This is a genomic window from Isorropodon fossajaponicum endosymbiont JTNG4, from assembly GCF_016592615.1.
In the GTDB taxonomy this organism is placed as follows: Bacteria; Pseudomonadota; Gammaproteobacteria; order PS1; family Pseudothioglobaceae; genus Ruthia.
On sequence record NZ_AP013043.1, the window covers coordinates 571616 to 595861 of the forward strand.

Annotated in this window: 24 protein-coding genes and 6 pseudogenes; 19 read left to right on the forward strand and 11 right to left on the reverse strand. The window is 36.3% G+C overall.

What is annotated here, in order from left to right; all coding sequences use genetic code 11:
* Nucleotides 1-6: 6 nt before the first annotated feature.
* The 3 genes and pseudogenes from CVFO_RS03345 to CVFO_RS03355 form a co-directional block, all read right to left on the reverse strand.
* On the reverse strand, nt 7-837 hold the full coding sequence (locus CVFO_RS03345; protein ID WP_201340181.1) for a hypothetical protein: 831 nt from the start codon (nt 835-837) through the stop codon (nt 7-9).
* Nucleotides 827-2047, reverse strand: coding sequence for a tyrosine-type recombinase/integrase (locus CVFO_RS03350; protein ID WP_201340182.1), 1221 nt, complete (start codon nt 2045-2047; stop codon nt 827-829). The genes CVFO_RS03345 and CVFO_RS03350 overlap by 11 nt, the downstream gene beginning before the upstream one ends.
* 267 nt (nt 2048-2314) lie before the next feature.
* Nucleotides 2315-3322, reverse strand: a pseudogene (locus tag CVFO_RS03355) (IS3 family transposase).
* On the opposite strand from CVFO_RS03355, the pseudogene CVFO_RS03360 reads away from it, so the two are divergent.
* Nucleotides 3321-4479: pseudogene (locus tag CVFO_RS03360) on the forward strand (IS3 family transposase). The pseudogenes CVFO_RS03355 and CVFO_RS03360 overlap by 2 nt on opposite strands.
* Before the next feature lie 76 nt (nt 4480-4555).
* On the opposite strand, the gene bioA reads toward CVFO_RS03360, so the two are convergent.
* Both bioA and CVFO_RS03370 read right to left on the reverse strand, forming a co-directional pair.
* Nucleotides 4556-5806, reverse strand: a complete 1251-nt coding sequence (gene bioA / locus CVFO_RS03365; protein ID WP_201340183.1) for an adenosylmethionine--8-amino-7-oxononanoate transaminase — start codon at nt 5804-5806, stop codon at nt 4556-4558.
* Nucleotides 5807-5830: 24 nt separating this feature from the next.
* Complete coding sequence (locus CVFO_RS03370) at nt 5831-6499, reverse strand: phosphoglycolate phosphatase (protein WP_201340184.1); 669 nt, start codon at nt 6497-6499, stop codon at nt 5831-5833.
* Between the two features lie 72 nt (nt 6500-6571).
* Between CVFO_RS03370 and proC the strand changes: the two genes are divergently transcribed.
* From proC to CVFO_RS03420, 10 genes and pseudogenes are all read left to right on the forward strand, one after another.
* On the forward strand, nt 6572-7399 hold the full coding sequence (gene proC / locus CVFO_RS03375) for a pyrroline-5-carboxylate reductase (RefSeq protein ID WP_201340185.1): 828 nt from the start codon (nt 6572-6574) through the stop codon (nt 7397-7399).
* Between the two features lie 77 nt (nt 7400-7476).
* Nucleotides 7477-7800: a hypothetical protein gene (locus CVFO_RS03380; protein WP_201340186.1), complete on the forward strand. Its 324-nt coding sequence runs from the start codon at nt 7477-7479 to the stop codon at nt 7798-7800.
* Nucleotides 7787-8827, forward strand: coding sequence for a hypothetical protein (locus tag CVFO_RS03385; protein ID WP_201340187.1), 1041 nt, complete (start codon nt 7787-7789; stop codon nt 8825-8827). The genes CVFO_RS03380 and CVFO_RS03385 overlap by 14 nt, the downstream gene beginning before the upstream one ends.
* A 324-nt stretch (nt 8828-9151) precedes the next feature.
* Entirely contained in the window at nt 9152-9349 is a 198-nt protein-coding gene (locus CVFO_RS03390; protein ID WP_201339599.1) for a transposase, read from the forward strand.
* Nucleotides 9350-9439: 90 nt separating this feature from the next.
* Nucleotides 9440-10063: a hypothetical protein gene (locus CVFO_RS03395; protein WP_225879312.1), complete on the forward strand. Its 624-nt coding sequence runs from the start codon at nt 9440-9442 to the stop codon at nt 10061-10063.
* Between the two features lie 74 nt (nt 10064-10137).
* Nucleotides 10138-10572 (forward strand): hypothetical protein, encoded by a 435-nt coding sequence (locus CVFO_RS03400; RefSeq protein ID WP_201340189.1) that lies wholly within the window; start codon nt 10138-10140, stop codon nt 10570-10572.
* Complete coding sequence (locus tag CVFO_RS03405) at nt 10554-10790, forward strand: hypothetical protein (protein WP_225879313.1); 237 nt, start codon at nt 10554-10556, stop codon at nt 10788-10790. The genes CVFO_RS03400 and CVFO_RS03405 overlap by 19 nt, the downstream gene beginning before the upstream one ends.
* A complete protein-coding gene (locus CVFO_RS03410) occupies nt 10762-11277 on the forward strand; it encodes a hypothetical protein (RefSeq protein WP_225879314.1) in 516 nt (171 codons plus the stop codon). The genes CVFO_RS03405 and CVFO_RS03410 overlap by 29 nt, the downstream gene beginning before the upstream one ends.
* Nucleotides 11278-11293: 16 nt before the next feature.
* Entirely contained in the window at nt 11294-11881 is a 588-nt protein-coding gene (locus tag CVFO_RS03415; protein ID WP_201340192.1) for a succinate dehydrogenase/fumarate reductase transmembrane subunit, read from the forward strand.
* Nucleotides 11878-12225 (forward strand): annotated as a pseudogene (locus CVFO_RS03420) (FAD-binding protein); the annotation flags it as partial. The gene CVFO_RS03415 and the pseudogene CVFO_RS03420, both read left to right, overlap by 4 nt.
* 126 nt (nt 12226-12351) lie before the next feature.
* On the opposite strand, the pseudogene CVFO_RS03425 reads toward CVFO_RS03420, so the two are convergent.
* A pseudogene (locus CVFO_RS03425) lies at nt 12352-13458 on the reverse strand (IS3 family transposase).
* A 453-nt stretch (nt 13459-13911) separates the two neighbouring features.
* Between CVFO_RS03425 and CVFO_RS03430 the strand changes: the two are divergent.
* Nucleotides 13912-14298 (forward strand): HEPN domain-containing protein, encoded by a 387-nt coding sequence (locus CVFO_RS03430; protein WP_201340193.1) that lies wholly within the window; start codon nt 13912-13914, stop codon nt 14296-14298.
* A gap of 125 nt (nt 14299-14423) precedes the next feature.
* Here CVFO_RS03430 and CVFO_RS03435 read toward each other — a convergent pair whose 3' ends face one another.
* Entirely contained in the window at nt 14424-14657 is a 234-nt protein-coding gene (locus CVFO_RS03435) for a YfhL family 4Fe-4S dicluster ferredoxin (protein ID WP_201340194.1), read from the reverse strand.
* Nucleotides 14658-14807: 150 nt separating this feature from the next.
* Here CVFO_RS03435 and CVFO_RS03440 point away from each other — a divergent pair, with 150 nt between their 5' ends.
* The 5 genes from CVFO_RS03440 to CVFO_RS03455 are packed head-to-tail and all read left to right on the forward strand — an operon-like array spanning nt 14808 to nt 18883.
* Nucleotides 14808-15518 (forward strand): peptidylprolyl isomerase, encoded by a 711-nt coding sequence (locus tag CVFO_RS03440; protein ID WP_225879315.1) that lies wholly within the window; start codon nt 14808-14810, stop codon nt 15516-15518.
* Between the two features lie 41 nt (nt 15519-15559).
* Nucleotides 15560-15775 carry an FKBP-type peptidyl-prolyl cis-trans isomerase gene (locus tag CVFO_RS08775; protein WP_245394596.1) on the forward strand — a complete coding sequence of 72 codons (216 nt, stop codon included), beginning with the start codon at nt 15560-15562 and terminating at the stop codon, nt 15773-15775.
* A 5-nt stretch (nt 15776-15780) separates the two neighbouring features.
* Nucleotides 15781-16866, forward strand: coding sequence for a phospho-N-acetylmuramoyl-pentapeptide-transferase (mraY, locus tag CVFO_RS03445; protein WP_201340195.1), 1086 nt, complete (start codon nt 15781-15783; stop codon nt 16864-16866).
* A 2-nt stretch (nt 16867-16868) separates the two neighbouring features.
* The gene (locus tag CVFO_RS03450; protein ID WP_201340196.1) at nt 16869-17318 is read left to right on the forward strand and encodes a deoxycytidylate deaminase; all 450 of its coding nucleotides are present in this window, start codon (nt 16869-16871) and stop codon (nt 17316-17318) included.
* Complete coding sequence (locus CVFO_RS03455) at nt 17315-18883, forward strand: peptide chain release factor 3 (protein WP_201340197.1); 1569 nt, start codon at nt 17315-17317, stop codon at nt 18881-18883. Before CVFO_RS03450 ends, CVFO_RS03455 begins: the two co-directional genes overlap by 4 nt.
* 50 nt (nt 18884-18933) lie before the next feature.
* On the opposite strand, the gene CVFO_RS03460 is transcribed toward CVFO_RS03455, so the two are convergent.
* From CVFO_RS03460 to CVFO_RS03475, 4 genes are all read right to left on the reverse strand, one after another.
* Entirely contained in the window at nt 18934-19494 is a 561-nt protein-coding gene (locus CVFO_RS03460; RefSeq protein WP_201340198.1) for a cytochrome b, read from the reverse strand.
* Nucleotides 19495-19857: 363 nt separating this feature from the next.
* Complete coding sequence (locus tag CVFO_RS03465; RefSeq protein ID WP_225879316.1) at nt 19858-20109, reverse strand: hypothetical protein; 252 nt, start codon at nt 20107-20109, stop codon at nt 19858-19860.
* 14 nt (nt 20110-20123) lie between these two features.
* Nucleotides 20124-20711: a TolC family protein gene (locus tag CVFO_RS03470; RefSeq protein WP_225879317.1), complete on the reverse strand. Its 588-nt coding sequence runs from the start codon at nt 20709-20711 to the stop codon at nt 20124-20126.
* A gap of 5 nt (nt 20712-20716) precedes the next feature.
* Nucleotides 20717-21340, reverse strand: a complete 624-nt coding sequence (locus CVFO_RS03475; RefSeq protein WP_201340394.1) for an efflux RND transporter permease subunit — start codon at nt 21338-21340, stop codon at nt 20717-20719.
* A gap of 321 nt (nt 21341-21661) precedes the next feature.
* On the opposite strand from CVFO_RS03475, the pseudogene CVFO_RS03480 reads away from it, so the two are divergent.
* Both CVFO_RS03480 and CVFO_RS03485 read left to right on the forward strand, forming a co-directional pair.
* A pseudogene (locus CVFO_RS03480) lies at nt 21662-22768 on the forward strand (IS3 family transposase).
* A gap of 34 nt (nt 22769-22802) precedes the next feature.
* Nucleotides 22803-24230: pseudogene (locus CVFO_RS03485) on the forward strand (DUF3387 domain-containing protein); the annotation flags it as partial.
* Between the last annotated feature and the right edge of the window lie 16 nt (nt 24231-24246).

A 24246-nucleotide genomic window follows, 5' to 3' on the forward strand; every position in this document is an offset into this window, starting at 1 on the left:
ATAGTACTACGGTATTAATTGAGCAATAATATTATCCATCGTTTTTGTATTGCTCGGGTCTTTAATGTTTTTAAGCGGTCTTTTTGCTTTACTAGGGTCTTGTATATAATATTTTATTTGCTGATGGCAGTTGTCATTAAATATTCGCACCTGTTTAAGCTGCTTAGCCAAATAAGATAATTGATTTCTATCTTCTATCCACTGCCACAATTCATAAAATTCACCAGAAATAGAACCAGAATCTATCAATAGTTTGTGTAATTTTTTCATTATTACTTCACTATTGGTTCTTTTTTCTAAAAAGTCAATGTGTTCAGTGAAAAAGCTATTTTCATCCGCTAACTTTATAAGGTTTTTACTTGTTATTTTTTGATTATCTCCCATATAAGAACTCCTTCTTAGAGCTTGATACTGCTTTGTCACATAAAATATAGATTCAAGAGAGAAGGTGTCCTCAATGGGGCTATAGTTTGCATATTTAAAGTTATGAAAAGGCGGTAATACAGATTTATAAGGGTCTAGCCCTAGAAGTATAAATAAGGCTTCACCAAAGCTTAAGTTTAAGCTTACTTTTGGTTCTAACAATTTGTAACAAGCCTCCACATTTATTTTGCTGTATTTTTGAATTCCGCACTCTGGATTAATGTTTTCTGGAATTAAATATCTTGCATCAAACTCATAATCAATAAAATTGTCTGCCCATTCTTTAATAGAGGTTATTATGATTGCAGTAGTTGTAGGTTTAACTAGTCTAAACTCACTTAAAGTGTCAAAGATAACCTGTTTATGCTTTGGCGCATTGTTATTTGGAAATACAACATCTTTTTTAATTGACATTGGCCGTCTCTAGTATGTAATCAGTAATTTTTTGCATTGGCTTTCTTAGTGTTTCAATTGATGGCTGAATGTAGTGAACTGATGTCACGTCTGTCTCTTTATGATTCATCAATCTTTTAATTGTAGAGTGTTGAATATTTAAACTGTCGGCGTAGGTTGCAAATGTTCTTCTTAGGTCGTGTAGTAAGAATTGAATACCACTATCTTCAATAACCTTCTTAACCTGTTTATTTGGGTTGACTAATGGCTTATTTGGGTTGTAACCAGGGAGCACAGCCAAGCCAAGCGTTTCACTTTTTCTGCGTTTTAATATGTCAATAATAAAGCTGGTTAGCGGAAGGGTGTGGTCCTCATGATTTTTGGTATCTTTGATATTTAACAAGTTATTGTTAAAATCAATATTGTTCCAAGTTAAGTTTATAGCCTCTCCTGGCCTTAGTCCTGTAAATAAAAGTATTAGAATGTAGTCTCTAACTGTTTCAGAGGTGTTTTTATTAGTAACATTAGCCTTGTTATAGGGTAAGTTTAATACTGCTTCAAACCATACTTTTAAGTCATTTGGCTCAACAATATTCCTTCTGACTTTCTCTCTAAACCATGCCTTCTTATGGCTAATCTTTTGAACTGGATTGTGTCCAATGGTAGGTATTCCGTTAGAATCTTCATACTCACCAATAGCAAAATTAAACAAAGCTCTAAGGAGTCTCATGGTAGCATTTGCACGGTAGATAGACTTTTTTCCAATCGACCTATGCTTCTTTTCAACCATAGGTCGATTGATACTGGAAAGCTCTAGGTTTTGCCATTCAGAAAGGTAGCTGTTAAATAGTGTTTGATAGTCACGAATGGTTTTTTCTTTAATAAGGTTCTTCTTGTTGTGAGCGTAATCATTCATTGTCTCAAGTAGTGTGATGCTTTTTATTTTCTTGTCTCTTGCTTCTTTATTAGGGTCTATTCCTGCGCTAAATTGACTCAAAGCTTTCATTGCAGAGGATCTAACAAGGTCAATAGTTATATCTGGATATTGTCCTAGCTTTTTTTGGACGTATTTTCCATCAACTCTTTTTCTAACAAAGAAAGACTTCACACCTCTAGCTGTAACCCTAAGAGAAAGCCCTATTACTTTAGAGTCGTAATACATATCTCTACGACCTTGAGACGAATTGGGTAGGTCGTCTAGTCGTTTTTTTGTAAAGTTAAATCTATCCATGCTATTTTATGTTGGGCGACCATTGGTTAGGTAATTGTTGTGAAATAAGGTTATATCTAAACTTGCAATTAAGTTGATATAATAGCACTAAAGGTAGGCTCAGTGAACCAAAATGAAGATTGGTTACACTATTGGTTTGAAAACTTTTAATCCGCTGGTCGAGCGTTCAAATCGCTCACGCCCCGCCCCACCATACTTTAAAAAGGATTCCGGCGATGTGACAGTGTAATACCCCAATTTTCCATACAACTCTAAAGTAGAGGCTAGTCATCTTATCACGCCACCTAGGGCAAAGTGCGGTCGTTCGTTATTATAAACCCATAACCACTGTGTGGTTGCATCTTGTGCTTGCTCAACAGAATCAAACAAATGCAGATCTAAACACTCTTGTCTTACTGTACGGTTAAATCTCTCAATGTAGGCATTTTGAGTTGGCTTACCTGGTTGGATGTACATTAACTCAATACCTAAGGCTTGTACCCAGTCTCTTAATGCTTGGCTAATGTATTCAGGACCATTATCACATCTGATAGCCTTGGGCTTGCCACGCCACTGAATCAAACGTTCTAATGATTGAATAACTCGTCTTGCTGGCATGGACAAGTCCACATCAATATTCAAGCCTTCCCGATTGTAATCATCGACAACATTAAAAGTTCTAATGTGCCTGCCATCAGTGAGTGAGTCTGACATAAAATCCATTGACCAAGTTTGGTTAATAGTTGTTGGCACACTCAGTGCTTCGGGTTTATCTCTTTTGATTCTTCTTCTTGGCTTGATTCTTAGATTGAGCTCCAGTTCTTGGTAAATGCGATACACTCGTTTATGGTTAAATTTGTAGTCTTTAACATTACGTAGATATAAATAGCACAGTTTAAAACCCCAACGCTTGTGCGTTGCGGTTAAGCGCAGTAGACAATCGGCAATTAAAGCATTGTCATCACTGAGTTTTGGTTGATAATAATAAGTGCTTTTACTAATGCTACAAACTTCGTAAATAAGTTTGATACTTGTGTTCTTATTTTGTTCATTGATGTTTAAAGCCATCCTCACGCCACTGGGATGGCTTTAGAACTTTTTTGCTAAGGCATCCTTTGTAATTTGCAGTTTCAACTCACTCTCAGCATACATACGCTTGAATTGAGCATTTTCTGATTCTAGCTCTTTTAAGCGTTTAACCATAGAGACAAAATCTGTATCACCGTATTTAGATCTCCATTTGTAAAATGTGGCTTGAGACATTGCGTATTCACGGCATAGATCAGCCACAGATATGCCTGTTCAATACCCCCTTGAGGGGGAAACACTAGATTATGCCAAACTCATGGTGCATGAGAATTACACCAATAAAAAAAATCATGATAATATCAGGAGCTTGCTCCTCAGCAGTTAGCAGATGGAGAAAACAATACCTAGCAGAGCTTGGTGGACAAACACCAGAGTCAGGCAAAGCGCTGACTTCTGAACAACAAACAATACAACTGCTTGAGAAACAACTTTGGCGCGCACAAAGGGACAATGAAATCTTAAAAAAGGCAACAGCCTTGTTCGCTGTGGACAATCACCAAGTGATATGATTATCAAGATAAACAAGGCTTGCCAACAATACAATACTAAAGAATTATGAGCATTACTCAAACTTCCTCGCAGTAGTTATTACTATCAAGTCAAAGATAAGCGAGTAAACAACAACACCAACGCTATGATTAAATTAATCAAACAAACTGCTATTGAAGTTGGATACACCTATGGCAAACGCAGAATGCGAGTAGTTTTGAATAACCAAGGTTATAACATTGGTATTTACCAAACTGCAACGCTAATGAAAAAAGCCAATGTAGTTGCCATACGCCCAAGAAAGCGTCATTATTACCCTAATACTAGATTGATGTTTAAAAAGGCAAAAAACCTATTAAATCGTGTGTTTGAGCAGCAATCAATTAATACGCATTGGGTTGGTGATATTACCTATATCAAAACCTATCAAGGTGGGAGTTATTTAGCCAGTGTGTTGGATTTAGGCTCAAGACAAGTTGTTGGTTGGGCATTGTCAAAACAGCCTAATGCTCAGTTGGCAAAGGATGCGCTTAGTAATGCTGGTGTCTAGACACCAGCCCAATACAAATAAACACATGTTCCACTCTGATCAAGGGACTCAATACTCTTCTAAAGTTTTTATTGATTATTGCAACAAGAACAACATTACTCAAAGCATGAGCAGGCGAGGTAATTGTTGGGATAATGCGGTCATGGAGCGTTTCTTTAGAAGTCTGAAGACTGAGAGATTAAATTATCAAAGTTTTGCAAATCATAGTGAAGTCGTGCAAAATGTAGAGGGTTATATCTACTTGTATAATTACAAAAGGATTCATTCAGCGATTGGGTATTTAACACCTGCTCAAGAGATGGCTGAATTGAAAAAAGCGGCTTGAAATGTGTCCAAGTAGGTTAGAGCATTGCAACTTTTTTTACTAAAGGAGCTGCAAATCCAATAAAATATTTGAATTGTTAAAAGTGTAATGGCGTTAACTTACTTATGGTTTTAATAGCATTAGTAATGACTGATAATTCATCATCAGTAATGGTAAACGGTGGCATAGTGTAAAGTAGTTTTCCGTAAGGTCTTAACCAAATACCATTTTCAATTAAATAGTTTTGAGTTTTTTCTATATCGATTTCATCTACCAATTCTACAACACCAATAGCACCTAAAATTCGCACATCTTTGACTTGTGCGTGCTTTTGAAGAGGTAATAACTCTGTCTTTAATATTTTTTCAATATTAGCAATGTTGCTTCGCCAAGGGGAATTGAGTAATAATTCAATACTGGCATTTGCTACCGCACAAGCTAAGGGGTTAGCCATAAAAGTTGGTCCATGCATTAATGTGCCTATCACACCTGAAACATCATCGGTTGTTAGTGTGGCTGCAAGAGTCATATAGCCACCTGTTAGTGCTTTGCCTAGACATAAGATATCAGGCTTAACATTAGCATGTTCAAGTGCAAATAATTGTCCAGTGCGACCAAAGCCAGTAGCAATCTCATCTAAGATGAACAAAACATGATATTGCTCGCAAAGTGCTTTGGCTTTAAGTAAATATTGAGGGTTGTATGTTCGCATACCACCTGCATTTTGTATAACAGGTTCTAAAATCATGACTGCAATTGAATTAGCACTTTGCTTTAATACAACCTCTAAATCTGCTAATGCCTCATCCATGAATACGATAGATGGGCTTTTAACAAAAAAGTGTTGTGGCAATACGCCTGAAAATAAGTGATGCATGCCGTTATCTGGATCGCACACGCTCATGGCGCCAAATGTATCGCCATGATAGCCTCCCCGAATGGTAATAAATTTTTGCTTGTTAGCTTGGTGCTTATTATGCCAATATTGGAGCGCCATTTTGAGTGCAACTTCTACTGATACTGAGCCAGAATCGGTAAAAAATACCTTGGTTAAATTATCAGGCGTGATCCTCAATAACGTTTTAGTAAGCTCAATCGCAGGCTGGTGGGTTAGCCCACCAAACATCACATGGGACATTTTCCCTAGCTGGGTTTCAATTGCTTTATTAAGTACTGGATGGTTATAACCATGAATGGCTGACCACCACGAACTCATGCCATCAATAACGCGCTTACCACCTTCTAAAGTTAAATAAACGCCTTTGGCTGATTCAACTAAATAGGTGGGAAGCTCGTTAGGAATTTTGGCATATGGATGCCAAATATGTTGGTTATCAAATGTATTCATATGGATACATTTTACTGATACTGGCTATAAATAATCTTTAAGTTCAGCCATTGAATCAATCACCAAATCTGGATTGGCATTTCGAATATCCTCGCCGTGATTGTACCCATACGACATACAAATAACTTCAAATCCAGCAGCGCGTGAGGCGGCTACATCGCTGATTGAATCACCAAGCATTAAGCAATCTTGTGGATTGATATTAAAAAATTCAGCACTGTGTAATAGTGGCAATGGGTCTGGCTTTTTCTTTGCCAAAGTATCGCCAGAAACCACCAGCCCAAAATAATCAAAAATACCCAAATCTTTTAAAATTGGCAAAGTGAATTGCTCGGCCTTATTGGTCACACAACCTAGTATATAACCTTGTTTTTTAAAATAATCCAGACCCTCTTTTACGCCACTATATAAACACGAACGCACAGAAGTATTAACACTATACAGCTCTAAGAAAATTGGATAGGCTTTGTCAAAATCTTGTTTATTAACGCTTGCTTCAAGCTCGCCAGTGAGTGAGCGTTCTACTAGTTTTGGAACGCCATTACCAACCCAATGACGTACCTTGGCCTCGCCCCATGGTGCTCTATTCATTGCTTTCATCAATTCATCAACACAATAGGCCAAATCTGGAACACTATCAACCAAGGTTCCGTCTACATCAATCATAATTAATTTGGGGTTAAAATTTTTCATTGTCATCCTTGTATTTTTTAACAACACTATTTTGGTAGAATATACATTATATTATTTCTTTAAACATTCGTTATGCAAAACTCACTCATCGGTTTTATCGGCGCTGGCAACATGGCACATGCTATCATTTCTGGACTTATTAACAATGGTACTAAGCACAATCAAATCAAAATTAGTGACACCAATGAGGCGTTATTATCCTTTCGAAAGGCTGAATTTAACCTTGAGGTTTTTACGGATAATGCCAAACTCGCAACACAGTGTAACGTTATTGTTCTTGCTGTTAAACCACAGGTATTATCTAGTGTTTGTAAAGACTTAAAAGACAAACTTACAACCAACACGCTCATTATATCCATTGCTGCAGGGGTTAGATTGCGTGATATTGAACGCTGGCTAGGTGATAGCCAAGCCATTGTACGCACAATGCCCAACACACCTGCCTTGCTTAATCAAGGCATCACAGGTTTATTTGCTAATGAGCAAGTGTCAGACAAACAAAAATCTTTAGCAGAGAACATACTCAACTCTGTGGGCGAATGCTTATGGGTAGACGATGAGGACTTATTAGATGCAATCACGGCAGTTTCTGGTAGTGGTCCTGCGTATTTTTTCTTAATGCTTGAGTCAATGACTAAAGCTGGTGCGGCATTAGGGCTAGATGAGGCAGTGGCACAAAAATTAAGCATTCAAACTGCACTGGGTGCAAGCATGATGGCAAGTAGCTCTGAAGATTCACCTCAACAACTCCGCAATAAAGTCACCTCAAAAAATGGCACAACTCAAGCGGCAATTGAGTCTTTCCAAGATCAAGATTTTGAAATGATTATTGCCCATGCAATGCGTGCTGCTTTTGATAGAGCAAATGAGATAGGTATAGAACTGGGTCGTGATAAGTGAATCATTAAACATTAAACATTTTTCTTAAACCCTCAAAAAGTTATTTTATTTTATCAACGCTGTTACACCTATTAACTTTGTTTGTTGCTTGGCAGTACGCATTTAATTTATACACCAGTATTGTTATTAGTGTATTACTTGTTGCACATTGGTATTATTTGAATAGGCAAATTTTATTACTAACAAACAATGCCATTAAAGAAATCAACCTTACCAAAGGCTTAGTTAAAACAACAAATAACCATCATCAGACTCATGAATATCCTCAAGCTTATTGTGTATATCAATCTAGATTTTTAGTAATAATCAACCTTGGTAAGCAGTCACTGGTGATTTTTAAAGACTCTGTTGCCAATCACTCATTATCACAACTCAATAGGATTTTAAATGCTGAGCACTGAAGATACTCTTAAACTAAATGTTCTGATTGCCACCTCAATTGCAATTCGTATTGATACTTATAAATTGGTCGTCGTTGGACTCAATGCACAATTCAAAGAACGAGTGATTGATTTAAACCCAACGGGTGATAGCGACGCCTATATTAAGGCAGTTAAAAAACTTCTGATTAACCAAATACTAGGTACAATAGGTGGCTATCCATCGTATTTAAAACGCTGGTCAAGAATGGGGCAAGTAGCATCATCAAACCTTGCATCATTACTCAAGCTGGGCGAGGTTGAAGCAGTTGTGGCGGTGTCAAATGCAACCAACCTTGATAAAGATGTGCTAAAATTGGCTTGGTGGTGTGCCACTAATACTGACAATCAAGCCGAAATTGGACGCTTCCTGCTTACTAAAGATTTGTGTGTTAATACCGAAGTTGGCAAAGATATTGCCCACTATTTACTAGAGTTTTTGCCATTTACACAGGATGTAGAACAATTAATTGATACCACTAATTTAATATTACAAAAAGATTTGATTAGCAAGGAAGAAAAGGCTAAATTATGGAAACAAGGTCAAAGGAAAACAGCAATTTTGGTTGGTTTTATTGAGCGCATGAAAAACAATCTACCCAGCAAAGTTAACATAATTTCGCTTGATTTCAAACATCAAGACCTGCAAATCGTTTCTAGCGAACAGGCGCAATTACTATTAGAAACTTCGATTCACATCTTAAAAAAAATCAACCAAGAAACTATTTTGTATCGCACATTGGACGCGCTTGGACAGTATTTATCTCACCCCTTAATGACTTGTAAAGAATCTATTGACGATATTATTAATCAAGCCAATGTCATCACTCATGATGTCAAAGATGAAAAAGAAAAACTCTTTGCTAGAATGTTATTAGCAGGTGTGAGTGAACGCTTAGTCGTCAGTACCATTTCAGCGTACCATTTAACAGGCTCTGCTATTCGTAAAAAACTCTCTAATGTGCTTGAGCCTATTCAAAATGCTTTAAAATTACTAACAAACCAATAGCATTCAAATCTATGCGCTACAGAAAATGCAGGCATTATTATATTCCTGCCTATAAAGTCCAACCTGAATAACCAACAATCTATTGATACAACAATACAAAACACCATTTTTCATTGGCAAAAATTGCAACTTTTTGGTAAAATAGACCCCAATTCCTTGCAAATATTTTGTCAAAAATGAAGCCTAAAAATACCCTCATACCTCAAGATGATTTGTTTAAAAATCGACTTGAAAATATGATTGATACTAAACACAAATTAGTTGCTCTATCAAAGCTAATTGATTGACAAAGCTTTGACAAAGCTTTGATCAAGACTGGGGCAGTTGTTTCTCTCAGACCAAGGTGCGCCAGCCATACCAACAAGAATGATTGCAGGGTTGCATTACCTTAAGCACCTTTATGATTTATCTGATGAACAAGTTGTTGAACGTTGGGTTGAGAATCCGTACTGGCAGTACTTTACTGGTGAACATTTCTTCTTACACATTCTGCCCATCCATCCAACGTCAATGACCAAATAGCGTAATCTCCTTGGCAAAGACGGTGTTGAAAAGCTATTAGTGGAAACCATCAATACTGGACTTAAAAGCAAAACCATCAAACCAAGCAGTTTGACAAAAGTAACGGTTGATAGTACTGTACAAGAGAAGAATATCACCTTCCCAACCGACTCAAAGTTGTTTAACAAAGCTAGAATAAATTTAGTCAAAGTCGCCAAAGCACACAACATCAATCTCAGACAAAATTATAATCGAAAATGCAAAACCTATGCCTTAATGGCAGGACGCTATGCGCACGCTAAGCAATTCAAAAGAATGCGGGCAATGAATAAGAAATTAAAGAGCAGACTGGGTAGAATTGTTCGAGACATTGAACGCCAATTACCAGTAGACAATCCATTGCTGCAACAAGCCTTTAATCTGGGTTTAGCGCAAGCCAAGCAACTGATTAACCAACAACAAAATAGCAAAGGCAAGCTCTATTCATTACACGCCCCAGAAGCTGAGTGTATCAGCAAAGGCAAGGCGCACAAAAAGTATGAGTTTGGGATTAAGGCATCAATTGCTGTTACCAACAAAGGTGAAATGGGTGATATGCAAAATGTTATTTTATGTGCTAGTGGGCACAACTTAAGGAAGATTCTTAATAAGTTGGTAGATTCTTCTAGGGATTTTTTGTCTCAATTTACAGAGCCTGGTTTTGGATTGTGGACGGGCTTAAAAGACCAAACATAGTGCCATTGGCTGGTTAAGTTTTTGGTTTATTCAGGTTGGACTACTTAATCGCCCGATAATTAATTGAAAATATCTTGATCAAAATATTTTATATAATCTACACTATTTTTAATAAAAAAAGTGATAATATAAAATATAGTATTAATTTAAAAATACCAAAAGGCACTGTTGACTATTTAAACGCTGGTAACTTTGAATTACAAATTTTCAAAGGGGTGGTTACTCCAAGCAATAGTAATGTTTCGACATGCGTTTGGGCAAAAGTAGCTTTTCCAATTGAAACCATTAACATTTCGTGGGATGAAAATTACAATGGGTATTTTAGCACCTCAGCTCTTAACCCTGGTGTTACTATTAATATGAGTAACTATGATGAAATGGATTTAGGTCAGAGATACAATTTAACTAAAACGGGAAGTGCTCATATAGAAAAAAGTTCTCAACTAGACGCATATGAATTTATGATGGAAAAAGAAGAAGCAAGAAGGAATTGGGCTTGCCGGGGATAGCGAGCGTTAGTAAAACTCCTAATAATACAGATTTGGTTCCGCTTGTAGGGGTTGATATTAAGGTAACCTTTACTTATTTTATGTCACCTCATGAAAAAATATTAATGTTCTTCTCTATTGAAAAAATGGATCTTGGGACTGTAAGACTTTTATCTGAAGGTGATTGCATTATGATGGATTTTCCAGCCGATGATAGGAGTATTGGTCTTCTTTTTTGATGCAGATGATGGGTGGAGTTCTAAAAACTTTCATTTCATGGATTATCATTTAATTCATCAAGATTCAATTGGCATTGTCTTGGACAATGCACGCCAATATCGAGCTTTACGCGAACCAGATTTGGCAATTAGTATTCATATTGATGCGATTGCGTTGAGTGATAATCAAGATGCTTTGGTGGTCTATATTTTGGCTTTAACAGACCAGTATTCACATGACGGTACTAAAGTAAAAGATAAGAAAATTATCCAAACCATTGCTAAATTAGACTCAGAATTTCATCGGCATTATTACACAGGGATTTTTCTTGAGCGAAAAGCTAGGGCCTGGCTTAAAAACCCAATGTCTCAATCTTTTGCTTATGAGGGGTTAATAGAGGCAATTGGTCAGTATGAAATGGCTGAAAAAATAGCACCATCTCATTGTTCAGACCCTATTTTGCGTTATAACAGTTGCCTTAGAACCATTGAGAAGGAACGTTTGTAGTCTAGAGTGGAGTTTGATGAGCTTTACTAGTGCTACTTTAAAAAAACTGATGGCCTTTGCAGGGCTTTTTTGGTTTTCTTATATTATTTTTCACATGCTAAGCTTGTTAAATTTTCACTTTGGCCAAAGTGCTTTTGATGGTTTTTATGATTGGCTTAACCAGTTGTTGGCTTACTATTTAATGGTACTAATATTGATTGTGTTGCTTGGTTTTCATGTTATTGTGGCATTGTCTCGTCAACTTGTTAATAATATTAGCAAAGGGCAGGCTTATCAAAAATCTTATCCTCAGGGCGTTCCTAGATTTGTTGCTTGGACTGGCGCTGGTACGTTATTTGTGTTTATCATTTTTCATTTTATACAGATGAAATTTTCAGGTGAGCCGAGTTTGTACCAATGTATGGTTGAGTTATTCTCCCAACCTGTGATGTTAGTAATTTACACACTAGGTGTGATAACGCTTAGTGCGCACCTACATCATGCGTTGCCTAGCGTATTGCAAACGTTAGGCATTTCAAGCAAACCCTACCATTTAGTGGTTATTTTGCTTGTATTAATTTTGTTGGTTGGTTTTATTTCTATTCCAATGAGTGTGGTTTTATGAGTCAATTAAATTCAAACGAACCTGTTGGGCCTTTAGAAAATCGCTGGAAAAAGCACGTATTTGATTTAGCATTAATCGCACCACAAAATTGAAAAAAGCACAAAATTATTGTGATTGGCATAGGGCTTGCAGGTAGTTCATTATCTGCAACACTGAGTGAAGCTGGCTAAAAGGTAAGCTCATTTTGTTTTCAAGATTTTGCTAGGCGGGCGCATTCTATTGCTGCTCAAGGCGGGATTAATGCCACTAAAAATTATCAAAATGATGGCGATAGCGTGCGGCGTTTGTTTTATGACACCATAAAAGGCGGGGATTTTAGAGTAAGAGAGCCTAATGTTTATCAAACAAGTCACACATAGGTGTCTTACTTAGCATCTCTTGCTAAAGCTTGTAGTAGTTGATTGCCAGTTTCATCACCTGCTTGTTCTCCTATTGTGAGTGTGCAATGCTCTAACCTACTTGGACACATTTCAAGCCGCTTTTTTCAATTCAGCCATCTTTTGAGCAGGTGTTAAATACCCAATCGCTGAATGAATCCTTTTGTAATTATACAAGTAGATATAACCCTCTACATTTTGCACGACTTCACTATGATTTGCAAAACTTTGATAATTTAATCTCTCAGTCTTCAGACTTCTAAAGAAACGCTCCATGACCGCATTATCCCAACAATTACCTCGCCTGCTCATGCTTTGAGTAATGTTGTTCTTGTTGCAATAATCAATAAAAACTTTAGAAGAGTATTGAGTCCCTTGATCAGAGTGGAACATGTGTTTATTTGTATTGGGCTGGTGTCTAGACACAGCATTACTAAGCGCATCCTTTGCCAACTGAGCATTAGGCTGTTTTGACAATGCCCAACCAACAACTTGTCTTGAGCCTAAATCCAACACACTGGCTAAATAACTCCCACCTTGATAGGTTTTGATATAGGTAATATCACCAACCCAATGCGTATTAATTGATTGCTGCTCAAACACACGATTTAATAGGTTTTTTGCCTTTTTAAACATCAATCTAGTATTAGGGTAATAATGACGCTTTCTTGGGCGTATGGCAACTACATTGGCTTTTTTCATTAGCGTTGCAGTTTGGTAAATACCAATGTTATAACCTTGGTTATTCAAAACTACTCGCATTCTGCGTTTGCCATAGGTGTATCCAACTTCAATAGCAGTTTGTTTGATTAATTTAATCATAGCGTTGGTGTTGTTGTTTACTCGCTTATCTTTGACTTGATAGTAATAACTACTGCGAGGAAGTTTGAGTAATGCTCATAATTCTTTAGTATTGTATTGTTGGCAAGCCTTGTTTATCTTGATAATCATATCACTTGGTGATTGTCCACAGCGAACAAGGCTGTTGCCTTTTTTAAGATTTCATTGTCCCTTTGTGCGCGCCAAAGTTGTTTCTCAAGCAGTTGTATTGTTTGTTGTTCAGAAGTCAGCGCTTTGCCTGACTCTGGTGTTTGTCCACCAAGCTCTGCTAGGTATTGTTTTCTCCATCTGCTAACTGCTGAGGAGCAAGCTCCTGATATTATCATGATTTTTTTTATTGGTGTAATTCTCATGCACCATGAGTTTGGCATAATCTAGTGTTCCCCCTCAAGGGGGTATTGAACAGAATGTTCAACGGTAAAAGTCACTCGTTGTTTTCTTGATTTATATTGTGTCATTACTGACCTCCTTATGGTTTGTATTATAAGGCTATCTTTGTGTCCAATAAAATTAGACTATTGCACCGGCTCACATGCTATAGGTAAGTGGGTAAATAAACCACAGACTGGTTATATCAGTGATTATGATGTTTTAGTGATTGTTAATCAATTTGACTTTGGTCATAAATTATGACTTGTGGGATACCATTGAGGATAAAGTTAGAATCTTCTTGCCACCACCTTTTAAGCTAGAGTGTAATTTAATTGTACACACCTTGGACGAGGTAAACAGTGCCTTAAAAGAAGGACAATACTTCTTTACTGATATTAAAGAGCAAGGGATCATTTTCTATATGAGTTAAGTAGAAAAGAATTGGCAATACCGGAGGACTTAACCCAAGAAAAATGCAAAAAGATGGCGGTTCGAGATTATGAGTGCTGGTTTGGTATTGGAAGTGATTTTTTTGAACAATACCAACACACATTCAAACGCAAAAAGTTAAATGTAGTAGCCTTTGAACTCCATCAAACTACTGGACACTATTATTCTTGCTTATCTTTAGTGCTAACTCAATACAAACCCTATACTCATAATTTAAAACAACTTAGCTCAATGGCAATCCATCAAAATGAAGTATTAATTGATATCTTTCCACAAGATGATAAGTTTAAACGTCGTTGTTTCCAGTTACTTAAACAAGCCTATGTTAAAGCACGTTACTCGGAACATTATAAAATCAAAGAAGAGGAATTAAACTAATTAAGTGAAAGAGTGATTCACTTACAAGCTTTAACCAGACGGCTTTGTGGAGAAAAGATTAAGTCGTTTGATTAACTCGTGTATCGGGTTTTTATGACAGATAAATCAAGCGTAGGTTGTTTTGACTACTTTATCTTGGCTAATAACTCCTCTTCAGTTTCAACACGATCAGGGTCAGACAAACAACAATCAACTGGGCAGACTTCAACGCATTGTGGTTCGTCAAAATGACCTTTGCATTCTGTACACTTATCGCCATCAATCTCATAAATTTCATCGCCCATATAAATGGCGTCATTGGGGCATTCTGGCTCACAAACATCACAATTAATGCATTCGTCTGTAATCAATAAGGACATGGTCTTTTCCTAAAAAAGTTGTAACAACAAATTTATTTGTCTTATTTTACCGTACTGTTGGTATCTTGTCTAATCAGTTTTTAGGTATCATAATTGTTTTTCATCAACCATATTATTAATATGATATATCGCTTATTCTTACTGTTAGCATTGATTATTTCACTGCCATCACAAGCCAAATTAGAAGAGGGTTTGTATGCCAATTTACACACCAATCAAGGGGATATTATTGTCAAACTTGAGTTTGAAAAAACACCACTAACCGTGATTAATTTTGTGGGTTTAGCGCAAGGCAAAAAGCACTCAAACATTCAAATCGGAAAACCTTTTTACAATGGCTTAAAATTTCATCGAGTGATTGATAGTTTTATGGTTCAAGGAGGCGACCCAAAAGGCAATGGCACTGGTGGTCCAGGTTATCAATTTATGGATGAAATTACCGACCTGAAACATGATGGTGGCGGTATTTTATCCATGGCAAATTCTGGCCCTAATACTAATGGCTCGCAATTTTTTATCACTCATAAAACCACACCTTGGCTAGACGGCAAGCACACTATCTTTGGTCGTGTTGTTAAAGGTATGAATGTGGTTAATCGTATTAAACAAGATGACTTTATTCGCAAAGTTAATATTATTCGTATTGGCGACAAAGCAAAAAACTTTCAAACTGACGAAGCGGCATTTCAAGCAACTAATGCAAAATACACAAGTAAAGAAGAGCAACAACTGACTCAGAAAAGACAGAGCTTAGTCAAATTTGTCAACCAAACCTATCCAAATACCAAACTGATGACAGCAGGACATCTTGTTGAAATTAACCAAATAGGTAAAGGCAATCAACCCAAAAAAAAGATTTAGTTAAGGTTAATTTATCCATTGATTTAGGCGATGGAACAAGTATGCGAAAAGCTGAAAAACCATTGCCGTTTGCTGCAGGTTCTGGCACTATTATCAAACTTATTGATGATGAAGTACTGCAAATGACACCTGGTGAAAAGCGCACCATTATCGCCCCTTTTAACCAAATTTATGGCAACAGCAAGCGTGGTAATCTCTCTCAAGACTCTATTTTAATTTTTAAGTTAGAGTTGTTATCAATTAACGACATTCACTAAACTCTATGTTTTTAGAATTAATCAACTTTCTTGCTCAGTTTGACGCTGGATTTAGCGTCTTAAACTACTTAACTGTTCGAGCTGTACTGGCCATGCTAAGCGCTTTGTTTATTAGTCTTATGCTAGGGCGTGTTTTTATTAATCGCTTGCAACAATACCAAATTGGACAAATTATTAGGACTGATGGCCCTGAATCACATCTAATCAAAGCAGGCACGCCAACCATGGGTGGCATACTGATTTTATTTGCATTTATGGTTAGTGTTTTAATTTGGGGTGATTGGTCTAATATCCATCTATGGATTGTTATTGTCACTGCTATTATATTTGGCGCTATTGGTTTTACGGATGATTATCTCAAAATCAGACATAAATCATCAAACGGTTTAAGTTCTTCAATAAAATTTCTAACTCAATCATTAGGTGCTATTGTGATCAGTACTTGGGTTGTGCTAATCTCTCAAGATTCTATTCAAACGCAATTACTTATCCCATTTTTTAAAGATGCAATGCTACCATTAGGTGTTGTTGGTTTTTTAATATTGTCATATTTTGTCATTGTTGGGAGTTCTAATGCGGTTAATTTAACTGATGGTTTAGACGGCCTTGCCATTATGCCGGTCATACTTATATCAGGTGCGTTGGCTATTTTTGCCTATCTTAGTGGTCATTATAATTTTTCAAGTTATCTTAATATGTCCTTCATGCCAGGCACTGGTGAATTGTTTGTTATTTGTGCAGCACTCATTGGTGCTGGATTGGGATTTTTGTGGTTTAACACCTATCCTGCTGAAATCTTTATGGGCGATGTGGGTTCGTTGTCTTTAGGTGCTATTTTGGCAGTCATTGCTATTTTAATTCGCCAAGAGATTTTATTATTTATTATGGGCGGTGTGTTTGTGGCTGAAACCTTATCTGTGATTATTCAAGTAGGCTATTACAAGCGATATAAGAAACGTATTTTCCTAATGGCGCCTCTTCACCACCACTTTGAAAAAAAAGGCATGTCTGAGCCAAAAATTATCGTGCGTTTTTGGATGGTGACTTTAATCTTAGTACTGGTTAGCTTGGCATCTATTAAAATACGCTAATTATGAGCATATTAGACAAATGGGATGAGCGCTACTTATCACTAGCAAAAGAGGTTTCTACTTGGTCAAAAGACCCTTCTACACAAGTAGGTGCCATTACTGTAGGTCGCAAAAAAGAGGTTTTATCCCAAGGATTTAATGGTTTCCCAAGAGGGATTCATGACACTGATGAGCGTTATAATCATCGGGAAACCAAATATCAATTTGTGGTCCATGCAGAAATGAACGCTATTTATAATGCCACTTATTCTGGCACTTCTCTTGATGGTGCAACCTTGTATGTTTACGGACTGCCTATTTGCTCAGAATGTGCCAAAGGTATTATTCAAGTTGGCATTAAAAGAGTGGTGATAGAAAAATCAAAAGAGTTAGACAATTGGAACCAAAGCGTTGGACTCTCACAAGAAATGTTTATTGAGGCTGGTGTTGAATTGGTAATTAAAGATCAATGAACGAGATATCCAAACGCCGCACTTTTGCGATTATTTCTCACCCTGATGCCGGCAAAACCACAGTCACCGAAAAACTGCTATTGTATGCAGGTGCGATTAAAACAGCGGGTAGTGTTAAGGCACGCAAAGCCAGCATACACGCGACGTCTGATTGGATGGAAATGGAAAAAGAAAGAGGAATTTCTATCACTTCATCCATCATGCAATTTGAATATGATAATCATGTGATTAACTTATTAGACACACCAGGACATGAGGATTTTTCTGAGGATACCTATCGCACCCTCACGGCAGTAGATTCAGCACTTATGGTTATTGACGTTGCTAAAGGCGTAGAAATGCGGACTGTTAAGCTTATGGAGGTGTGTCGTTTGCGTGACACACCAATTCTAACTTTTATCAATAAGCTAGATCGTGAAGGCAAAGCGCCAATTGATTTACTAGATGAAGTAGAAACCGTACTTAATATTGAATGTGCGCCCATTACTTGGCCAATTGGCATGGGTAAACGCTTTAAAGGCGTTGTTCACTTGCTTGAAGATAAAGTTTATTTATATGAAACTGGGAAGAATTCTGAAATTGGTGAACATATTATTATTGACGGTGTTAACAATTCTCAACTTGATGAAATTTTAGGTGAAGATGTCACTCTTGAAATGCGTGAAGAGGTTGAGCTTATTCGCGAGACAACTACGCCATTTAGTGTAGATGCGTTTCTAGCTGGCAAACAAACCCCAGTATTTTTTGGCTCAGCCATTTCAAACTTTGGTATTCAAAATCTGCTTGATGGCTTTATCCAGTACGCACCTATGCCAAAAAATCGTGAATCAGACACGCGAGAAGTCAAGCCCGATGAAGACAAACTGACTGGCTTTGTTTTCAAAATTCAAGCTAATATGGATCCAAAACACCATGATCGTCTTGCTTTTATGCGCATTGTTAGTGGGCAGTACAAAAAGGGCATGAAAGTCCTGCAAGTATCAACCAACAAACAAATCAAAATTAGTAATGCAGTGACTTTTATGTCGCGCGAACGCACCTGTACAGAGGCGGCCTACGCTGGCGATGTGATTGGTATTCACAACCATGGTGGTATTAGCATTGGCGATACCTTTACCCAAGGCGAAAAACTCACTTTTCAGGGTATTCCAAATTTTGCACCAGAGCTGTTCCGTCGCGCTCAACTTAAAGACCCACTCAAAGCCAAAGCCTTACAAAAAGGCTTAAATCAGCTTTCGGAAGAAGGCGCAACCCAAGTATTTCGTCCAATTATCAACTCATCGCAAATTCTAGGTGCTGTTGGTATTTTGCAATTTGATGTAGTTGCACATCGCTTAAAATATGAATACGGTGTTGATTGTCAATTTGAAACCATTAACATTGCAACGGCGCGCTGGGTGATAGGCAGTGACAAAGACATCGAGCAACTTAAAATCAAAGCAGGTAATAATGTTGCTATTGATGCAAAAGGCATGCTCACTTATCTTGCACCATCTAGTGTTAACTTGCAATTAACCATAGAACGCCACCCTAACTTGGTTTTTTCAGCAACCCGTGAGCATTAATTAAAAAAATTGCTTGAATGGCACACAAGGCTTCACCACGCCATTTACTCTTAAATTCTCTTACCTAGCATCCTTTTTAAAGTACTGTCTTTATCCATGAAGTGATGCTTAATAGCACCCGCTAAATGTAGAAAAATAGCGATAATCATAGTCCAACCAGCATTGGCATGAGTGCCACTCATAAAACTAGCAAGAGCAGCATTATGTGCAATTGCTTTTTTAGCCACTGGATCAAAATTAGCGGCAACAATTTCCAAACCAAACACTGAAACGCCATAACCGCCTGCGCCTGACATAATAAATCCTGAAATTGGCATAACAATCGTTGCAATAATTAACACCCAGTGTACAATTTTTGATAAATTATATTCAATCTTTGTGTAATTAGCTGCAGGTTGCAACCAGCCATTAACAAAACGCCAATAAATTCTAATAACAATCACGACAAAAATCAAAACACCAATTGACTTATGGATAGGATAAAGTGTAAACACTTCATTCTCGCTCATATAAACACCAATTACCTCTAAAGTGATGATTACCAAGCCAACTACCCAATGCAACAGCACTGTCAAGCCAGATAATTTTTGTTTCGTATCTTTATTTATCATAATATTTACTTTTCATCCTTAAAAAATTATTAAGGCGTGCAAAAAACTCTTAAACCTGTTATCACTTCTCAAATTTAAAAAAGAAGATTTTTATAATCCAATTGCAAACTGTGATATTTGAAAAGATTGCTAAAATACGACAACTTTACATTTTGCTCATTAATTTGAGATTCTATCACGTATCTAAGTTCGGTATTGCCATTGGCATATTTTTTTTCGAACTCTTGTGTTTTTGTTGTATTAATTATGAGTTGCTCCTTATTTATATCAAGAATTTTTTCAAAGCGCTTAATTGCATCAAGGTACTATCATTACTATCTTGTAACTCTAAGATCTTATCTTTCCTACTTAAATTTAATATTCTTAACTCGTTTTTTTTGAAATCAAACCACTATTAAGAGATTTTTTTAATGGAAAAGCAATGCTAAACCCTACATTCAAAATATTATCATTTCTAGTACTACTAAAAATAGATTTACTACTTCTAACTGTTTGCGTACCTAGACTTAAATCCACTTTTGGCTTACTTTGATTGCTCAAACTACGTATCTTTCTATGAATTTTAGTTTTTTTAAATTCTAAATTTTTAATGGTGTTTAAATTATTAATTTTCAACCCATCAACCACATCTATAATTTTTCTAGTTTTAGATCATTATTTTTAATTTTAATGCCTGTTAAATTTTGTAATTCTTTATTAATACTTTGTAATTCTCGCTGGACCTCCTCTATCAGGCTAATATTTTGATTTTGATAATTATTTGTTTGCAACAACACATCTGACTTATCTACCAAATTACTTTTAAATCTTTGGTTTATCAAATTTAATTGTCTTTTTCCATTGGCAAGGCTTTTATTGGCGATATTTACCTTGTGTTCTAAAAATTTCATTTTCCAAAACTTTTTTAGACTATTGTTAATAAAATTATTTGTATTAATTTCCACTTGCAAATTACCTATTTTTTGATTGATAAGCGCTAAATCTGTATCAAGCGTGGTATTGATGCCTGCTTTATTTTTTGCCAAGCCGTTAGAAGTGTCTATTTTTCTAGAAAAGTTCCAATCAAGATATGAATTTGCAATATTATTATCAATCGACAAACCATCATTAATACTATTTTGAATTTCAATATTGATTAAATACAAGCAGGGCAATAAAACCAGTGTTAATATTGAAGCAAATAACAAGCCATTGCCCATTGCCATTGGTCTAAGCAATAAATCTATGCCCCCGAACCATACACCATTGGTAAAATTCCAGCCAAGGTTGTTAGTGTTGTTAACACAATCGCTCGTAATCTATCTTTAGTACCAGAAGCAATTAACCCAATTATTTCTTCCTTTTCTTGTGTTGGATTAATTTTCTTGTGATTTAAATGATTAACTAATACAAGAGAGCCATTAACAACAACACCCACTAATGCCAACGTACCCAACATTGAAAAGAAACTTAACGAGTCACCATGGAGGAAAAATGCCCAAATAACGCCAATTACCCCAGAAGGGATTGATAACAAAACCAATATAGGTTGTGAGTAGGAATTAAATAATAGACTTAATAACAAAAACATTGCTAATATAAAAGCATTTTTAAAGTCTTGCATGGATTGTTTATCCTCTTTGCCGCCGCCTTCTACCACGGTACGAATGTTGGGAAATTTCTGTTTGATGTTAAATTTTTCAAAAATATCTTTAATCGCAATGGATGAACTTGTTGCTTTATCATCAATACTGGCGCTGATTAAAACTGATTGCTGCCCTTGATAATGGTTGTAATCTGACTCTCCACTGATGTGTTGTAATGTTGTAAATTGAGCAAATGCAATTGCTTTTAATGTGCCTGCAATATGTTTCGCTTATTCTTTATTCATGAAATTATTTTATCATTCAAATAGAAAAAAAATTAATCATTGACTTGTTTCTTAAAACAATAAAGAAGTAATATCAAAAAAACCAAATTCATTTTGAATTACCCACAACAACCTGAAATAGCACATACCATACTGCAATAGTCTAATTTTATTGGACACAAAGATAGCCTTATAATACAAACCATAAGGAGGTCAGTAATGACACAATATAAATCAAGAAAACAACGAGTGACTTTTACCGTTGAACATTCTGTTCAATACCCCCTTGAGGGGGAAACACTAGATTATGCCAAACTCATGGTGCATGAGAATTACACCAATAAAAAAAATCATGATAATATCAGGAGCTTGCTCCTCAGCAGTTAGCAGATGGAGAAAACAATACCTAGCAGAGCTTGGTGGACAAACACCAGAGTCAGGCAAAGCGCTGACTTCTGAACAACAAACAATACAACTGCTTGAGAAACAACTTTGGCGCGCACAAAGGGACAATGAAATCTTAAAAAAGGCAACAGCCTTGTTCGCTGTGGACAATCACCAAGTGATATGATTATCAAGATAAACAAGGCTTGCCAACAATACAATACTAAAGAATTATGAGCATTACTCAAACTTCCTCGCAGTAGTTATTACTATCAAGTCAAAGATAAGCGAGTAAACAACAACACCAACGCTATGATTAAATTAATCAAACAAACTGCTATTGAAGTCGGATACACCTATGGCAAACGCAGAATGCGAGTAGTTTTGAATAACCAAGGTTATAACATTGGTATTTACCAAACTGCAACGCTAATGAAAAAAGCCAATGTAGTTGCCATACGCCCAAGAAAGCGTCATTATTACCCTAATACTAGATTGATGTTTAAAAAGGCAAAAAACCTATTAAATCGTGTGTTTGAGCAGCAATCAATTAATACGCATTGGGTTGGTGATATTACCTATATCAAAACCTATCAAGGTGGGAGTTATTTAGCCAGTGTGTTGGATTTAGGCTCAAGACAAGTTGTTGGTTGGGCATTGTCAAAACAGCCTAATGCTCAGTTGGCAAAGGATGCGCTTAGTAATGCTGTGTCTAGACACCAGCCCAATACAAATAAACACATGTTCCACTCTGATCAAGGGACTCAATACTCTTCTAAAGTTTTTATTGATTATTGCAACAAGAACAACATTACTCAAAGCATGAGCAGGCGAGGTAATTGTTGGGATAATGCGGTCATGGAGCGTTTCTTTAGAAGTCTGAAGACTGAGAGATTAAATTATCAAAGTTTTGCAAATCATAGTGAAGTCGTGCAAAATGTAGAGGGTTATATCTACTTGTATAATTACAAAAGGATTCATTCAGCGATTGGGTATTTAACACCTGCTCAAAAGATGGCTGAATTGAAAAAAGCGGCTTGAAATGTGTCCAAGTAGGTTAGAGCATTGCAAAGCGTGGTGTGATATACAAATGGCAGAAAAAGATGCCAGCCTAAATGATAAGGAAAAAAGTGACATCAAGCCAATAGAACGCACCAAAATGGTTATGACCAGAAGCAAGGACGATCCTAAAGAAATGTATGATTGGCTAGGCACAAAAGAGTACCGTAAAGAGTTGGACAAGCAATTTAAAAATGAAAAATCTAATTTTAAAATAGCCATTGTGGTGGATATGTGGCTGACAGGGTTTGATGTGCCATTTTTGGACTCAATTTATATTGACAAGCCAATCAAACAGCACAACTTGATTTAAACCATTTCTCGAGTTAATCGAAAATTTAAAGGAAAAAAACAAAGGCTTGGTGATTGATTATATTGGTATTAAAAAGCAAATGAACCTTGCTTTAGCTAAATACAATCAAGGCGAAAGAGAAGACTTAGAAGAATCTTTAATCATCGTTAGAAATCATTTGGATTTGTTGGATAAAGTTTTTCATCAATTTGATGGCTCGAACTATTTTAATGATACCGCATTAGAACAGCTAGATACTTTGAATGGGGCAGTTGAATACGTGCAACTCACCAAAGTGCTTGAAATTCGTTTTATGGGGTTGGTAAAACACTTAAAAGCCGCTTATGATATTTGTGCAGGTAGTGAGTAATTAACGCCAATAGAAAGGGATTTTGTGCATTTTTATTTAGCTATTCGTTCAATCGTTTTTAAGCTAACAAACGACAATGCACCTGACACCACCCAAATGAATGCTAAAGTTCGTGACATGATAAGAAATGCTTTAAAAAGTGATGGCGTTGAAGAAATTTTTAAACTTGGTAATGAGGCAGAAACTGAGCAAGATATTTTTGATGAAGATTATTTGGCAAAAATTGATAAAATAAAACTACCCAACACAAAGATAAAGTTACTACAGCAACTCTTAGCGCAAGCCATTGCAGAAATTAAAAAAGTTAAAAAAGTTAAAGGGGTTGATTTTTCTAAAAAATGCAATCTTTAGTTGAACGCTACAATGAAAGAAAAGAAGACGACGTATTGCGTGGTGAAGTTTACGAAGAAATGGCCAATCAACTCACTGATTTAATTTGTCAAATTAAACAAGAGTTTTCAGCAGGTGATGTGCTGGGGATTGATTTTGAGCAAAAAGAATTTTACGATATTTTAAAAGACTTGTGCATTAAATATGATTTTAAATACCCTGAGGACAAGCTTATTGAATTGGCAAAATCAGTTAAAAATTTAGTCAATGAACAAGTCAAATTTTCAGATTGGAACAAACGAGATGATATTAAATCTGCTTTAAAGGTGGGACTGATATTATTGTTAGATAAATACGGCTATCCACCTGTGGAGCGGGACGAAATTTACAAGGATATTTTTGAACAGGCTGAAAATTTTAAAAAATATCATTCAGGCGATTCAATAAAGTAAAATACCCATCTTTTAT

Bases quoted from the DNA above. Each gene is read 5' to 3' on its own strand.
- CVFO_RS03345 (WP_201340181.1), bottom strand. From the start codon at position 837: ATGTCAATTAAAAAAGATGTTGTATTTCCAAATAACAATGCGCCAAAG.
- CVFO_RS03350 (WP_201340182.1), bottom strand. From the start codon at position 2,047: ATGGATAGATTTAACTTTACAAAAAAACGACTAGACGACCTACCCAAT.
- bioA (WP_201340183.1), bottom strand. From the start codon at position 5,806: ATGAATACATTTGATAACCAACATATTTGGCATCCATATGCCAAAATT.
- CVFO_RS03370 (WP_201340184.1), bottom strand. From the start codon at position 6,499: ATGAAAAATTTTAACCCCAAATTAATTATGATTGATGTAGACGGAACC.
- proC (WP_201340185.1), top strand. From the start codon at position 6,572: ATGCAAAACTCACTCATCGGTTTTATCGGCGCTGGCAACATGGCACAT.
- CVFO_RS03385 (WP_201340187.1), top strand. From the start codon at position 7,787: ATGCTGAGCACTGAAGATACTCTTAAACTAAATGTTCTGATTGCCACC.
- CVFO_RS03410 (WP_225879314.1), top strand. From the start codon at position 10,762: ATGATAGGAGTATTGGTCTTCTTTTTTGATGCAGATGATGGGTGGAGT.
- CVFO_RS03415 (WP_201340192.1), top strand. From the start codon at position 11,294: ATGAGCTTTACTAGTGCTACTTTAAAAAAACTGATGGCCTTTGCAGGG.
- CVFO_RS03435 (WP_201340194.1), bottom strand. From the start codon at position 14,657: ATGTCCTTATTGATTACAGACGAATGCATTAATTGTGATGTTTGTGAG.
- CVFO_RS08775 (WP_245394596.1), top strand. From the start codon at position 15,560: ATGCGAAAAGCTGAAAAACCATTGCCGTTTGCTGCAGGTTCTGGCACT.
- mraY (WP_201340195.1), top strand. From the start codon at position 15,781: ATGTTTTTAGAATTAATCAACTTTCTTGCTCAGTTTGACGCTGGATTT.
- CVFO_RS03450 (WP_201340196.1), top strand. From the start codon at position 16,869: ATGAGCATATTAGACAAATGGGATGAGCGCTACTTATCACTAGCAAAA.
- CVFO_RS03455 (WP_201340197.1), top strand. From the start codon at position 17,315: ATGAACGAGATATCCAAACGCCGCACTTTTGCGATTATTTCTCACCCT.
- CVFO_RS03460 (WP_201340198.1), bottom strand. From the start codon at position 19,494: ATGATAAATAAAGATACGAAACAAAAATTATCTGGCTTGACAGTGCTG.